At 57.7% G+C, this 14052-nt stretch carries 11 protein-coding genes and 2 pseudogenes; 5 read left to right on the top strand and 8 right to left on the bottom strand.

Features of this window, described 5'->3' with window-relative positions:
• The first annotated feature begins 26 nt into the window (after positions 1 to 26).
• From JYU29_RS12135 to JYU29_RS12125, 3 genes are all read left to right on the top strand, one after another.
• Entirely contained in the window at positions 27 to 1130 is a 1104-nt protein-coding gene (locus tag JYU29_RS12135) for an ABC transporter ATP-binding protein (RefSeq protein ID WP_250157418.1), read from the top strand.
• A 22-nt stretch (positions 1131 to 1152) separates the two neighbouring features.
• Positions 1153 to 2214 (top strand): ABC transporter substrate-binding protein, encoded by a 1062-nt coding sequence (locus JYU29_RS12130; protein WP_213985099.1) that lies wholly within the window; start codon positions 1153 to 1155, stop codon positions 2212 to 2214.
• A 66-nt stretch (positions 2215 to 2280) separates the two neighbouring features.
• Complete coding sequence (locus JYU29_RS12125) at positions 2281 to 3729, top strand: FAD-binding oxidoreductase (protein ID WP_213985098.1); 1449 nt, start codon at positions 2281 to 2283, stop codon at positions 3727 to 3729.
• Positions 3730 to 4312: 583 nt separating this feature from the next.
• Here JYU29_RS12125 and JYU29_RS12120 read toward each other — a convergent pair.
• Together JYU29_RS12120 and JYU29_RS12115 are read right to left on the bottom strand one after the other, a co-directional pair.
• Positions 4313 to 4813, bottom strand: a complete 501-nt coding sequence (locus tag JYU29_RS12120; protein WP_347879891.1) for a 2'-5' RNA ligase family protein — start codon at positions 4811 to 4813, stop codon at positions 4313 to 4315.
• Between the two features lie 42 nt (positions 4814 to 4855).
• Positions 4856 to 5706 (bottom strand): annotated as a pseudogene (locus JYU29_RS12115) (aldo/keto reductase).
• Positions 5707 to 6388: 682 nt separating this feature from the next.
• Between JYU29_RS12115 and JYU29_RS12110 the strand changes: the two are divergent.
• A complete protein-coding gene (locus JYU29_RS12110) occupies positions 6389 to 6676 on the top strand; it encodes a VOC family protein (RefSeq protein ID WP_347879890.1) in 288 nt (95 codons plus the stop codon).
• Between the two features lie 302 nt (positions 6677 to 6978).
• On the opposite strand, the gene JYU29_RS12105 is transcribed toward JYU29_RS12110, so the two are convergent.
• Complete coding sequence (locus JYU29_RS12105) at positions 6979 to 7917, bottom strand: LysR family transcriptional regulator (protein WP_213985096.1); 939 nt, start codon at positions 7915 to 7917, stop codon at positions 6979 to 6981.
• 141 nt (positions 7918 to 8058) lie between these two features.
• Here JYU29_RS12105 and JYU29_RS12100 point away from each other — a divergent pair, with 141 nt between their 5' ends.
• A complete protein-coding gene (locus tag JYU29_RS12100) occupies positions 8059 to 9081 on the top strand; it encodes a zinc-dependent alcohol dehydrogenase family protein (RefSeq protein ID WP_213985095.1) in 1023 nt (340 codons plus the stop codon).
• A gap of 388 nt (positions 9082 to 9469) precedes the next feature.
• Here JYU29_RS12100 and JYU29_RS12095 read toward each other — a convergent pair whose 3' ends face one another.
• The 5 genes and pseudogenes from JYU29_RS12095 to JYU29_RS18360 form a co-directional block, all read right to left on the bottom strand.
• Positions 9470 to 10306: an ABC transporter permease gene (locus JYU29_RS12095; protein ID WP_250157458.1), complete on the bottom strand. Its 837-nt coding sequence runs from the start codon at positions 10304 to 10306 to the stop codon at positions 9470 to 9472.
• A gap of 19 nt (positions 10307 to 10325) precedes the next feature.
• Positions 10326 to 11093: an ABC transporter ATP-binding protein gene (locus tag JYU29_RS12090; protein WP_213985093.1), complete on the bottom strand. Its 768-nt coding sequence runs from the start codon at positions 11091 to 11093 to the stop codon at positions 10326 to 10328.
• A 51-nt stretch (positions 11094 to 11144) separates the two neighbouring features.
• On the bottom strand, positions 11145 to 12167 hold the full coding sequence (locus JYU29_RS12085) for an ABC transporter substrate-binding protein (protein ID WP_213985092.1): 1023 nt from the start codon (positions 12165 to 12167) through the stop codon (positions 11145 to 11147).
• A gap of 103 nt (positions 12168 to 12270) precedes the next feature.
• Positions 12271 to 13205, bottom strand: a pseudogene (locus JYU29_RS12080) (transposase); the annotation flags it as partial.
• Positions 13206 to 13773: 568 nt separating this feature from the next.
• On the bottom strand, positions 13774 to 14013 hold the full coding sequence (locus JYU29_RS18360; RefSeq protein ID WP_250157498.1) for a hypothetical protein: 240 nt from the start codon (positions 14011 to 14013) through the stop codon (positions 13774 to 13776).
• Between the last annotated feature and the right edge of the window lie 39 nt (positions 14014 to 14052).

Genomic DNA, 14052 nt, shown 5'->3' with positions numbered 1-14052 from the left:
CGCGTCCTAATTGAAGAAGTTTCAGCATGCAGCCCTTAATCAAAGACATGATCCGAGTGACCGCGCTGACCAGAACATATGGTTCGTTCAAAGCGCTGGATGCCGTTGATCTGTCCGTCGCCCCAGGCGAGTTCGTCACGCTGCTTGGACCCTCGGGATCAGGCAAGTCGACCTTGCTCAACCTGATATCTGGCATGACTGAACCGACTGCGGGTAAGATCGAGATCAATGGAAAGGACGCAACCAATCAGCCGACCAATCAGCGTGGTCTCGGCATGGTGTTCCAAAACTACGCGTTGATGCCGCACATGACGGTGTTCGAGAACGTCGCCTTTCCGCTTCGGGTGAGAAAGATGCCGAAGAGTGAGATCGAGACGCGTGTTCGTGATGTGCTTCGGCTCATCCAGCTTGATCATGTCGCCGACCGGAAGCCCAAGCAGCTTTCCGGCGGCCAGCAGCAGCGCATCTCGCTTGCTCGCTGCATCGTTTATCGTCCATCGATCATCTTAATGGATGAGCCGCTGGGCGCGCTCGACAAGAAGCTGCGCGAAGACATGCAACTCGAGATCAAGAGGCTCCACGCCGAGCTCGGCATCACAATGATCTATGTGACACATGATCAAGAGGAAGCGCTGGCTATGTCTGACCGCATTGTTCTGATGCGCAAGGGCCGCATCGAGCAGCAAGGCAAGCCGGAAGACCTTTATTTCCGTCCCGATACGCTCTTCACCGCTGACTTCCTCGGCAGCTCCAATCTGCTCAAGGGCAAGATCAACTCAACGGCGCGAAGCCTCGACACGGCATATGGCACGTTTCCGTTGCCGACGGCGCGATCCGATGAGCCTATCTCCGGCGAAGCGGTTCTCATGATCCGCCCAGAATCCATGCGCCTTGTCAGCGATAAGGCATCCGCGCCTGGGGCCGGCCTCGAGGCAACTGTTCGCGACAGCATCGTCCTCGGCAGCTTCGTGCGCCATTTCCTTGAACTGCCCGGTGGCAAACGCATGATTGTGCAGGAGCCGAGCGGCGCGTCAATTTCGCGCCCCGCGCGCGGCTCAACCGTCCGGATCGGTTGGGATCTAGACGATGCCCGGCTTTTGCCGACCGACCCCGATTTCCAGAACGTCTGAGAAAACACAAAGGGAGCACAGCATGAACGACCAAATCCGCATGAACCGCCGAAACTTCTCGCTCAGCCTTGGCGCGGGCGTTGCCGCACTTGCAATGCCTGCCGTCATCACCGGACGCGCTCATGCTGCCGACACAACTATCACGGTCACATCATGGGGCGGCAACTACCACGAGATGGTGAAGAAGGTTTTTGTCGAACCCTTCACCGCCGAAACCAATATTGCCGTGCAGCTTGTCGACAATGGCGACATGGCCAAGGTGAAGGCTCAGGTCCTCAGCAACTCGGTTCAGTGGGACATCATCGACGCTCCGGCCGGTTTTGCGACCTCGGGTGCCAAGGAAAACCTCTGGGAAGAACTCGACCCTTCGCTCTCTGAGATGACCGGCCTCCTTCAGAAACCGCATTCGCATTATATGCCGATCTATCTCTACAGCGGCGGGCTGCTATGGAACAGCGAGCGCCATCCTGATGGCAAGCATCCCACCGACTTCTCAGGATTTTTCGACGTCGAAAAGTTCCCAGGTCGGCGCTGCATGCGTTCGCTTGCGCAGGAAACTCTGGAAATGGCACTGGTTGCCGATGGTGTCGCCCCTAAGGATCTTTATCCGCTGGATGTGGATCGCGCCTTTGCCAAACTCGACCAGCTCAAGCCTCACATATCGAAGTTCGCGTCCTCTACGCCTGAGCAGTCGAGCTCGGTCGCCCAGAATGAAGCCGACTTCTCCTATAGCTACTACAACCGTGTGAAGGCGCTCCAAGATAGCGGCACGCCTCTCGAGTTCTCTTTCGAGCAAACCAACAACGCACTTGACTTCTTCGCTATTCCGAAGGGATCGAAGAACAAGGAAGCGGCGATGAAGTTCATCGAGTTCTGCTTGCGCCCCGAGCAGCAGAAAGCTTGGGCGCTTGCCGGCTTCTACATGCCGAACCATCTCGAGACGCTCAATGCTCTGCGCCAAAGCCCCGAAGGCTCCTTCCTCCCAGATCTCGACAACGGAAAAAACGTCATCATTGATCCGGTTTGGTGGGGCGACAACCTCACCGAAGTTCAGCGTCGCTATGCCGAATGGATGATTTCCTGAGCTCTTGATCTCCTGCCGCCCGCGCCTGTTCTGCCCGGGCGGCGTTTCCCTTCTGAGACCTGCCAGATGACCGAATTTGCCGATTTCCTGACCGCTCTGACCACAATCGTCGGTGAGCGGCATGTATTGATTGCGCCGGACCGCATCGCTAGCTTCCTGATCGACGTTCGCAGGTCTTACGAAGGTCAGGCATTGTGCATCGTCGAGCCAGCTGACACCGCGGAAGTCAGCGCGGTGGTTGTCTTGTGCGCCGAGCACGATGTTGCGATTACACCTGTAGGTGGCAACACGGGCTTGGTGGGTGGCGGGGCAGTGCGCGGCAAGAATGCTGCGGATGGACTTGAGCGTCCAGGGATCGGGCTTTCCTTGCGCCGGCTTGACCGCATCCGCGAAATTTCGGCACTCGATGGCACGATTACTGTCGAGGCTGGATGTGTTCTGCAAAAGATCCAGGAAGCCGCAGCGGAAGCCGATCTTTTCTTCCCGCTGAGCCTCAGCGCAGAAGGTAGCTGCCAAATCGGTGGTAATATCGCCACCAACGCCGGGGGAACGGCAGCTATCCGCTACGGGGTGACGCGTCAGCTGGTGCTCGGTTTGGAAGTCGTTCTTCCTTCAGGCAAAGTGATCAACGGCTTGAAGCGCCTTCGCAAAGATAATGCCGGCTATGACCTGAAGCAGCTCTTCATCGGCTCCGAAGGCACGCTCGGCATCATCACGGCCGCAGTCATGCGGGTCATGCCCGCACCCAAGGCGACCGCGACTGCAATGGTCGCGTTGGACAGCATTCCGGCCGCTCTGGAGGTTTTGCGCCGCATGCATGCAGCGTTCGGCGAGCGCGTGACCTCGGCGGAAATCACTGAGCGCGCATACATGGATCTGGTGCTTCGGCAGTTGAAAGCAGCGCGTCCGGCCTTTGCGGAGACGCCGACCTGGTCGCTCCTGCTGGAGGTTACAGACAGCAAGGACGGAGCCGACTTAAAAAGCCCGCTGGAAGAGACGCTCGCAGCCACGCTGGAAGACGGCATTGCCGGCGATGTGCTCATTGCCCAGAACGCTGCCCAGGCCGAAGACTTCTGGTACCTGCGCCATGGTGTTTCGGAAGCGATCCGCCATGCAGGTCCAAATATGTCGCATGACAGCTCGGTGCCTCTCGAACGACAAGGCGAGTATGTTTCACGCACGCGCGAGCGCATCATCGCAAGGTTCCCAGAAGCGACGCCGCTTTATGTCGGCCATCTCGGCGACGGCAACATGCATCTTGTAGTCATGTTCTCACCGGACCGCTTTGCCGATCGTGCGGCCTATCAGGTCGTTTCCGCCGAACTCGACACGATCATCGACGATGTGGTTGTTGAGCTTGAAGGTAGCATTACCGCCGAGCACGGCATCGGCCTCAGCTATCGCACACGCCTCGCCCGTACCACTGACGTCGCGGAGATCGCACTAATGCAGGGCATTAAAGCTGTTTTCGACCCTAAGAACATCATGAACCCGGGTAAAATGCTGCCTGCCTGAGTGAACCCGGGTTTGAAATTACGATTAACCTCACATAATTATTTCGGCCGGTGAAAGACGGCGGGTGGTAGAAATCGGAACGGCTTCTTTCAAGAATGCGAGTGGCAATAGCCGACATTGCAGCCTGCTGCCTTTCTCGAATTGATCGAGTTTAGAAAATGCCCGTTGCGCTGCTAAAGAAGTGCTTCAATTTCCGTTCGGCTTGGTCGAGGTGTTCAGCCAAGCTGGATTCAGCTTTCTCAGCCGTGAGAGCGTAGCGTTGGCGAATGTAGCCAGCTAATACGCGCTGCCAACGCGGCCTTGAAGGTCCGGAACAACACGGCCCTTCAAGGCCAAGGTAAGCGCGTCGGATATGCGGCAGCGGAACTGACTAAGAGGGACGACCATCCGTTATTTTAGCAGCTTATCCGCATGGGTGGACCGGAGCGGAGCGGTCTTACCGGCGGAGGTTTATAAGCGTTGCACGAGGTGGAGTGGCGCTGATGGAAGGCCCGCGTACCAAGGCTTTTAGCGGCGTAGTCTAGAGCTAGGCACAATCAGCTACTACAAGTGTCTCGCACCAACACCTATCATACCACACCGCTCAAGCCGTAAAGCCGAACTCACCTGCTGCGTCCCAAGGCCCGCCTCGGTAGCGCCACAAGAGCAGTCCGGACGCGGTGGCATCGAAGGATTCGAAATTCCTTGTCAGCTCGTCGTAAAGCGCTCTTGCTGCCTCCGGCACCACCTTGTTCTGGATCGTCACGTGCGGCCGGAAACCTTGGCTGTCCTGACGGTTCAGGTCTGCGGACCAGAGCGCCGACAGGTCGGCTCGCAACTTCATCAATTGATCGCTTTCTACGACATAAGCAGTGCCCCGGCCCATGAAGCGGAGACCTGAAAACCTTATTGGAAACGGGCCCTGGCTCCGGCATCGTGTCGCAACGTCGTCGACGATCGCATCGTGCCGCTCTGCCGGCAGGTGGTGGAACAGGGTCAAATGCGCCGGGATGAAGTTCCGTTCGGCAGGAAAGTAGCGACGGCGAGCGCCATCGAGACGATCAAAGGACGTCCGATCGAATTGCAGGGCGAGGATCAGCGCCACGCCATCCTCCACTCCGGTACCTCCGTTTGCCATCTTCGATGCTCAGATCATTGCCAGTGGCACCTTGCTCCTCGGGGGCGGAAACATCGCATCAAGCTCGAGGAGATCGTCTGCGGTGAATTCGATAAAGGCGGCATGTAGGTTTTCTACAGCGCGAGCAGGTGACGAAGTCTTGGGTATTGCAATCACGCCTTCATGAGCCAGCAAAAACGACAGGGAGACCTGTGCGGCGGTGAGCCCTCGATCTTCCGCGAACTTCGACAGCCGTGGATTGGCGAGCAGGCGTCCCTCATCCAGCGGCGAATAGGCCATTACCGAGACGCCGCGAGTTCTACACCAGCGGAGCAGATCGTGCTCCATGCCACGGCTGTTGAGGTTGTAGAGGACCTGGTTCACCGCCACTTCGTTGCCGCCGGGTACTTTCATCAACTCCTCCATATCGTCCACGTCGAAGTTGGAAACGCCCCAAGCTCCGATTTTCCCTTCTGCTTTCAGCTGCTCGAAAGCTTTGACGGTCTCTGCCAGCGGCGTGCCGCCGCGCCAGTGGAGCAGGTAGAGGTCAATTCGGTCCGTGCTCAAGTTACGCAGGCTGCGTTCACAAGCTCCCCGATCCTCGACGCGTTAGACGGGAGCACCTTGCTGACGATGAAGCTTTTGTCACGCCGTCCGCTGACCGCTTGACCGACCACGCGCTCTGATCCTCCAGACGCATACATCTCGGCAGTGTCGATGAGCGTCATGCCAAGATCGAGACCGCATCGGAGACTCGAGATTTCGGCGGAATGGTTGCTGCCGCTTTCGCCCATGTGCCACGTGCCTTGTCCGAGGACAGTGACAGATGCACCTGAGCGGAGCTTTGTCTGGGGTACTTGCGTCATGAGCGTCTCCGGCATGCAGTGATGATCGAACTGGAGCATCAGGCCGAACTGTAAAGCCCGACTGCGGTGTTAGGCGTGTGTTAGTAAAACGGAAGCCTCTTCGAGGAAGAGGTCGTCGCCTGTAGCCTTGAAGCGATAACTGAGGACCATAGGCTGGCGACCGATGACCGCTCTTGAGCACATCTGTTTCCGTTCAGAACGGCTGAAAGGGTCGTATAGCCGAACGGCAGCTATTTGCCACTGTGGCCCCAGACCAGACGGTCCGCTTTAGGCCACAAATCGTCTTTGGAACTACTTGCTGCTTGGTGAAGCCAGTCGCCTCGGCATTTCGATAAGGGTGAATTTTGAACCGTTCGCTTCTGGTCGCGGTGCCGGAAAAGCCGCCTTTTGGTCTCTTGATCTGAGGCATGAAATCGTACAACGTTGCGTTGTCTAAAACAGGTTAGGTCGGTGCGGTTGGAACGGCCCCCCGCGAAAGCGGGTCCTTCCGTCGTCTCGATGACGGCCCAAGACCTTGAACGTCCCGTGCAATGGAGCACGGACGAACCCGGGGGCTTTGGAACATGCAGCAACAGATTTCAGTCATTACGCTTAGCATCGCGTCGATCGTCCAGTCTCGTCGCTTTTACGTTGGCGGCTTCGGTTGGACCCCAGTCTTTGAGAACGAGGACGTGCTCTTTATCAAATGAACGGGCTCATGCTTGGAACATGGGTCAACTCCGGGCTCGACGGCGATATGCGTCGTCCAAGCGGACGCGTTCCATCCGCTTTCGCCCTGGGCCACAACGTCGCTAATCAAGCCGATGTCGAAATTGTCATCCGGCGCCTTGTTGAAGCGGGAGGCACGCTGCTTCGCGAGGCAGACGCACCGCCCCATGGCGGTTTTCGTGGCTATGTCGCCGATCCTGACGGACATGCCTGGGAGATCGCTTGGAATCCCGCGTGGCGTATCGATGAACGCGGCCTCGTGACCTTCGGCGTCTAAGCAGTCGGAGCGAGCATGGCGTAGACCATCATCTTAAGTTGGCAGCTTTGAAGGAAGCGGTACCAAGCTGCCATAGTCTCGGATGGAGGTCGGTAGCGGAATGGCTGCTTTCGCGTTTCGGTTACTGAAAGCTGACCGTCTCCCTCCGACCAAATTGAGCCTTAGCAAATCACTTCCCACGGGCGTCTGGTCGGAGCATCGACGGCTACCTTTAATGGAAAGGCGACGGCCGGCTTTCGGCTTGGCAGACGAAGTAGCTGACCCACATGGTGTGTCCTTTGCGCTCGAACCGATTTCCCGGATCAGACCGTGGCGCTCGTCGCTATGAGTGCGTTCGAGCTTGGAGCGGTCTTGGGTCTCAGGAAGTCGATGAAGGCTCGCAATGCTGCGGGCATCTGTGTTCGGCTGGAGTAGTAAAGGTGGAAGCCCGGCAGCAGTTCGTCATAGTCCGCTAGCACGCGGATGAGTTCGCCACGCTGGAGATGGGGTGCGACGAAGTCGGCGGGCAGGAAAGCCAGGCCCATGCCTTGGAGAGCGCCCGCGAGCAACAGATCGGTATCGTTGGTCGTGAACACGTTCTCGGTCAAAATGGTCGCGGTGGGCTTGCTCGCGTTTCGGAAGCGCCACGGGAGAAGGGCGCCACTTCCCGACCATCGGTAGCTGAGACATCGGTGGTTGAAGAGGTCCTGCGGTGTCGCTGGGGCTTGGTGCGCAGTGAAATAGTCCGGCGAGCCCACGACCGCGTTCTGAAGATCTGGAGTGAGGCGCACCGCGATCATGTCACGGTTCACCTGGCCCCCAATGCGGACTCCAGCGTCGAAACCTTCCGCAACGATATCGGTGATTTCGTTATCAATCACGAGCTCGAGTTTGACGTCGGGAAATGCCGCGGCAAAGGCACCAAGGCGCGGCATCACCACAAGCTTGGCTGCGATGCTAGGCAGGTTGATCCGTACGAGCCCTCGAGGGCGTGTTTGGAAGGCGCCAGTCTCTCGAAGGGCAGCATCCATCTCTGCAAGGGAGGGAACGATCCGGCCGTAAAGGCCCAGGCCCGCCTCCGTCGGTGCAACGCTGCGGGTGGTTCGGTTGAGTAGCCGGACGCCAAGTCGCTCCTCGAGCGACCGAATGGTGCGGCTGAGAGCCGAGGGCGATTGTCCGAGTCGCTTGGCGGCGCGGCGGAAGTTTCGTTCTTCCACCACCAGTGTGAACGCACGCAGCTCGCCAAACTCGTTTGGTGTCATTGTACACTCCCGGTGCAACGAATGATGCCAGATAGAGACCATTCTCTTGCATAATGCCAGGGCGCACATTCCCTTCGACGTCGAAGCGCACCGGTCGTGAGTGGATCTGGCCTCCGGTGTTGGCAAACGAGGATATGAGCAATGACAACCATGCGACGCTGGGAAATCGATGCAATTGGGCTCGACCAACTGCAACTGCGTGAGCGCCCGATACCAAAAGCCAGCGCAGGCGAGATCCTTGTCCGCGCGGGGGCTGTGGCGCTGAACTACCGCGACAAGATGGTGGTGGAGAGCGGTCGCGGCCTACCCCTGCGCTTCCCATTCACGCCGGGATCGGACCTGGCCGGCGAGGTCGTGGCTGTCGGCCAGGGTGCCAGCCGCTTCGCCGTTGGCGACCAAGTCATCTCGACGCCTACGCCGGACTGGATCGACGGGCTTCGTCCGGGCACCGCCCGAACTCCCGCTTACCAGACGCTTGGTGGGTTTTATCCGGGTGTGCTCGCGGAATATGTCGCGATGCCGGAGGCCTGGTTTGTCAAAGCGCCTGTAAGCCTCGAACTCTGGCAGGCGGCGACATTGCCCGTGGCAGGGCTGACAGCGTGGTCGGCGCTTGCGGAAAGCGGCAGAGTGCGCGCCGGCGACACCGTCCTGATCCCCAGCACCGGAGGCGTTGCTTTGTTCGGTCTGCAAATCGCGAAAGCAAGCGGTGCCGAGGTCATCATCTGTGGCCACCCTGGAAGAGAAGAGCGGGTGCGCGCACTCGGCGCCGATCACTTCGTAAACGCCGATGCTGATGACTGGATGGAAGCGGTTTACCGGATAACGAACGATCGCGGCGCGGACATCGTTTTGGAGGTGATCGGCGGATCGCATCTCGGCCGATCGGTCGAGCTTGCCGCAGTCAGTGGCCACGTTTGCCAGATCGGCGCTCTAGACGGCTTCGAGTTCAGTTCTCCTGCTATGCCCCTGATGCTGAAGAACATCACGATCCATGGCATCGGCACGGGCAGTCGCCGGGCGCTGGAGCGCCTGGTGCGAGCTGTGGATCGTGCAGGCATCCAGCCCGTGGTGGACGCATGCTATCCGCTTTCCGACCTACCCGCTGCCCTCGAACATATGGATCGCGGCCCCTTCGGGAAGCTGGTGATCGACATGGTAGGATAGCGCAAGGCGACTGACTGGGCTTTGTTCATGCCCGTCAAGAGCGTCTGCTTTGAAGATGACCGCGTCATGGTCTGGAATGACTGTGATGGGGTCGAAAACTGACTAGGCAAACTTTGCCTGGTCGCGCAGATCAGAACGGCAGCTTTGCCTAGTACTCCCCGGAAGCGGACAGTCCGGTTACGGCCAGAGAGTGCCTTAAGAAATCATTCCCCGTCCGGCAGCCGAGTTCGGTTATCAACGGCAACCTTTTCATCTTAGGATCTAATAGGCAGGTAAAGCCGCGAGGCGTCAGACTAAAGCAAATTAGATCGTTCCTTAACAAGGCCTATAAAACTTTTGGTTATGTCTGAGCGCGTTATATTTTCATGTGCGCCCTTACGTTGTGAGCTTATCCACGCCAGCTCAAAAAACGCTTTTCGAGAAGACTAATCACGAAGGATACGATCAGGCCCATTACCGAAAGGATCGTGACGCCGGCGAATAGCTTTTCGAGATCGTAGAGCGAGCCGGCCTCGAGGATGTAAGATCCGATCCCGAATTGCGCACCGAGCATTTCGGCTGCCACCAGAAGAATGATGGCGATCGAGATCGACACCCGAAGTCCCGACAGAATGGCGGGAAATGCCCCCGGCAGGACAATCTTGCGAATAATCGACCACCAGGAAAGACCGAAGCTCTGACCCATTCGGATCAGGGAGCGATCGACATTGTCAACTGCGCCGTAGGTCGCGACTACTGTCGGCGTGAACGTACCGAAGGCGATCAGCATGTACTTAGACATCTCATCGATACCGAACCAGATGACGAACAACGGCAGGAGCGCAATTTTCGGAATCGGAAACAGGGCTGCGACCAGTGGCACCAGGCCAGCACGTACATAGCTGAAGAGCCCAATCATCACGCCAAGCGAGATGCCAGCGGCGATGCCTATTGCCGCGCCCACGAACAATCGCTGTAGAGATGGGAGCAGGTGCTTCCAAAGAAGCCCCGTGTTTAGAAGCTGTACGAAGGTTTCCAGAACGGCAGAAGGCCGGGGCAGTGTCAGGTTGGAAATCAAGCCTGTCCGAGTGCCTGCTTCAGCCAGCACCAACAGTGTCACGAATAGTGCGATCGCGATGCCGGGTACCGGGGTCGGCGCAAAGCCGCCGCCGCGAAACTTAACGGTACGAACCCTGGTATTGCTGTCGGCGCTATCCTTGCCATCGTCGCTTTGGGCTGCATTCATCGCGGAGATGGAGGTGATGTCACACATCGACCAACTCCTTGTCGGCGGCCAGGGCCTCTTCACGCATCAGGGACCACAATTGCTTCTGCTTATCCTCGAGCAGCGGGTCGCCGAGTCTCCGCTTGCTGAGCGGCATGTCGATCTCAACAATCTCGCGGACGCGACCGGGCCGCCGTGAAAGGACGACCACCCGGTGCCCGAGACGCACGGCCTCTTGGAGATTGTGGGTAACGTAGACCGATGTGAACGGCTGCCGGGTCCAAAGCGACACGAGATCATCCATCAGGAGTTCTCGGGTCTGACTGTCAAGAGCGGACAGCGGCTCGTCCATCAGCATCACGGCAGGACGCACCGCAAGCGCTCGGCTGATAGCAACACGTTGGCGCATGCCGCCGGAAAGCTGTTTGGGCAGCGCCGTGCGAAAATCAGAAAGGCGGGTACGCTCCAGAACGTCCGTAACGATATCGTCCATTTGAGCACCCCCAAGGCCATGATCCTCCAGCACCAGCCTTATGTTGCCTTCGACCGTGCGCCAAGGCAGCAGCGCGAAATGCTGGAAGACATAAGTAAGGGGATTGAGACAATCCCGCGGTGCATCGCCGATCTGCAGCAGTCGTCCGGAGGTCGGCCTCTCGAGACCGCCGAGAAATCGCAAAAGGGTTGATTTCCCGCAACCGGAGGGCCCGATCAAACAAATGATCTGCCCTTGCGAGATATCGAGAGAGATGTCCTTCAGGACCTCGACTTTGCCATAGGAATGGCTGACGTGCTCAACTTTAAGGTCCATATGGCCCCCAGGCAGAGGCCAGTCAGCCTCCTCAACATGATTTTTGGGCGATCAGATCGTCCTGACGTAGGATGTATCGAAAAGCTGCTCGCTCGTGATCGCGTCCTTGACCATGCCTTCGGACTTCATCCATTCCAGCTGCTCGGTGCAGCTTTCCACCGAAAGCGCCAAATCATTATTGATGCGCATGGCGCCATCAATCAGGTTCTGCTTGGCTACTTCGAACGGACTGTCGCTTTCTACATACTTGTGCATGATCTTGGCCAGAGCGTCACGCTCCGCATCGTCGGCAGTCTTGTCAACAAAGGCAGCGTTGTAGTCTGTGATCGCCCTCGAATAGGCCGTGACGAAAGACTCCGTCAGCGCACGCTCGTCACTGGCATTCTTCGTCGAGGTAAAGGCGGTCGTGACTTGGTAGTTTGGCGCGAAGTCGGACACGAGACCGATCTGCTTGGCCGCACCATCGCGGATCAGCTTCTTGGCAACGTTGGGCTGTATAGCCCAGGCATCAATCTGGCCGGTAGAGATGGCGCCGACGATCGCACCGAGCTTCTGAAGAGGCCGCAACTGGATTTCCGACATCGGAATGTTGTTAGCTTTGGCAATTTTGTGAGCCATAAAATGGAAAGATGAACCAGCGGTCGTTACACCGAAGGTCTTGCCCGCAAGCTTGGATGAATCCATCAGGCCAGATTCGTAAGCTTTGTTCGAGGCTAGGATTATTGCACCAACGGTGCCCTTTTCCTCTGTCAACGCGCCGCCGATCACCTTAACAGCATCCTTCTGCGCAAGACTAACCAAACCGCCACTCATTGCGGTAACGCCGAAGTCGGCATCGCCGGAAGCGATTGCGACCGCCATCGGTTGGGCGGCTTCGAAGAACTTCAGTTCGAGATCGAGGCCGGCTTCTTTGTAATATCCTCGCTCGAACGCGATGAAGCTCGGCGCATGGCTGGCGAGATGAAGGACGGTAAGTTGGCGGGTAGCCGCACGTGCAGGCATACCGAAGGCGGCGGCTGCGCTGGCGGCACCCACACCGATTAGCGCCTTACGGCGATTTAGCGTGATTTGCATTGGGTTTCTCCTCCGATGGTGAGCGCATGACCGGCGCCACCTCATCTAGTTGACACCGGAGCCTATGAATACAACTGAATAGCCCAATGTTCATAAACTGTGTCTGCTGCCGTTCGAACTCGACGGGTGCAGCATCCCGTTTCCAACTTGCTTGCGCTTCGGGTTGTAGAACATCTCGATATAGTCGAACACGTCGTGCCTTGCCTCCTCGCGTGTTCGGTAGGTCCTGCGCCGTAACCTCTTGCGCTTGAGGAGACTGAAAAAGCTTTACTCCACGACGTTGTCATGACAGTTTCCGCGACGGCTCATCAAGTGCTCAAAATTGTGGTGCTTCAGGAACGCCGCCCAATCCATGCTGATGAATTGCGAGCCTTGATCGGAATGGACCAAGACCTTGCTCTTCGGCTTTCGAAGCTACACCGCCATGAGCAAAGTCTGCAGCACGACATAGGTAGTCTGCCGGCTCTTCAGCGACCAGCCGATCTGCGCCTTGATCAAGGCCAGCTTGGCGAGACGGGCGATGCAGTTGGCGCAACTGCTCTCTCCCTGATCAAGAAGGTCGTCGTGCAGCTTGCGATAGTGGTAGACCCTGCTGCTCTCCTTCCAGGCCTTGTCGAGAAGCTCCGTCTGACGTTCGTTTTCTCGAGCCCGCTTGCTCAACGGGTTCTTCAGCCAAGCATAAAAGCCGCTGGGTCGGATGCCCAGGCAGCGACACATCGCCCGCACCTTGACCTGCTGGCGATGCTGGGCAACGAACGCGTATTTCACCCTGCATTCCTTGGCGAAATACGCGGTGGCTTTTTTAGGAGGTCGCGCTCCTCGGTAACGCGCGCCAGTCCTTCTTGAGGCGTCGGATCTCTGCCGCTTAATCGTCATCCGTCGAGACGAAGGCTTCGAGAACTTCCTGCGGCATGCATAAAGCGAGTGCTGACTGACCTCGAGACGCTTAGAAACCTCCGCAACGGGATAGCCCCGCTCGGTGATCTGCGCGATCGCATCGCGCCTGAATTCATCAGTGAAATTGCCAGACCGCATCAGGGCCTCCATGCCTCAAAATTAGGGAAGAAGGCGTCCACAAATCTAGGGGCTATTCATGGTAGCGGACCGTAAGGCTCGCCGACCAATCCACGCCTGGCTCGTGCTGCCAATTACACAAGTGACGATCAGAGGTTCGGCAGGCAGCATTCGGAACGGATCTGAAATCCAGCGAACGACGTGAACCTTATTCGCACTCAACTACAGCGCAGCCTTCTCGAGAAGCCTCTGTTCAGCCTCAGTAGTATCTACAAAGACACATGTTCAAGGCTACAGGTTTCCCTGGCTGGCGCAGCTCAGACGAATTGCAGCTACTCGGTAAAGGCCCCTGTAAGCGGACCGTCTGCTTACGGCCAGAGACTGCCTTAGGAAATGATTTCCCGTCGGGCAGCCGAGTTCGGTTATCTCCCGGCAACCTTTGGTGGCTAGGAGCCAGGCAGCTATTAGCCCGGACATACGTAAAGCAGACGCTTTCGGACGTTGGAGGCTCAGAAATTTCGACAGTGAAGTCGTGGCGTTAAGAATGGAGTGCTCTCCAAAACGAGGTGGCACGTCGGCGCGCGCCTAGTGCTCAGGATTTGGAAAGTGCTTCGAGGCCACCATAGTGCAGCGGAGCAACCGCTTTAATCATTTCTAAAAGATACTTGGCATTTTTCTGGGATTCCGCCACCAGTGCAGGGTCGAACCCTTTCCCAGTGTGGTGTGACAGGTCGTTGGCGAACTTGTTAATCGCCGTCTTCTTGTGATCATCGAAGTCCACTTTATCAAGCTTGGAGTATAGCGAGCCCTTCGAGGGAACGTGGAAGTCCAAGAAGGGGCGATGTTCGGGATATGATAGCAGCTCAGGATC

Origin of the sequence: Tianweitania aestuarii (assembly GCF_018457165.1) — a bacterium.
Classification (GTDB): domain Bacteria; phylum Pseudomonadota; class Alphaproteobacteria; order Rhizobiales; family Rhizobiaceae; genus Tianweitania; species Tianweitania aestuarii.
This window is presented reverse-complemented; position numbering and strand designations above follow the sequence as displayed.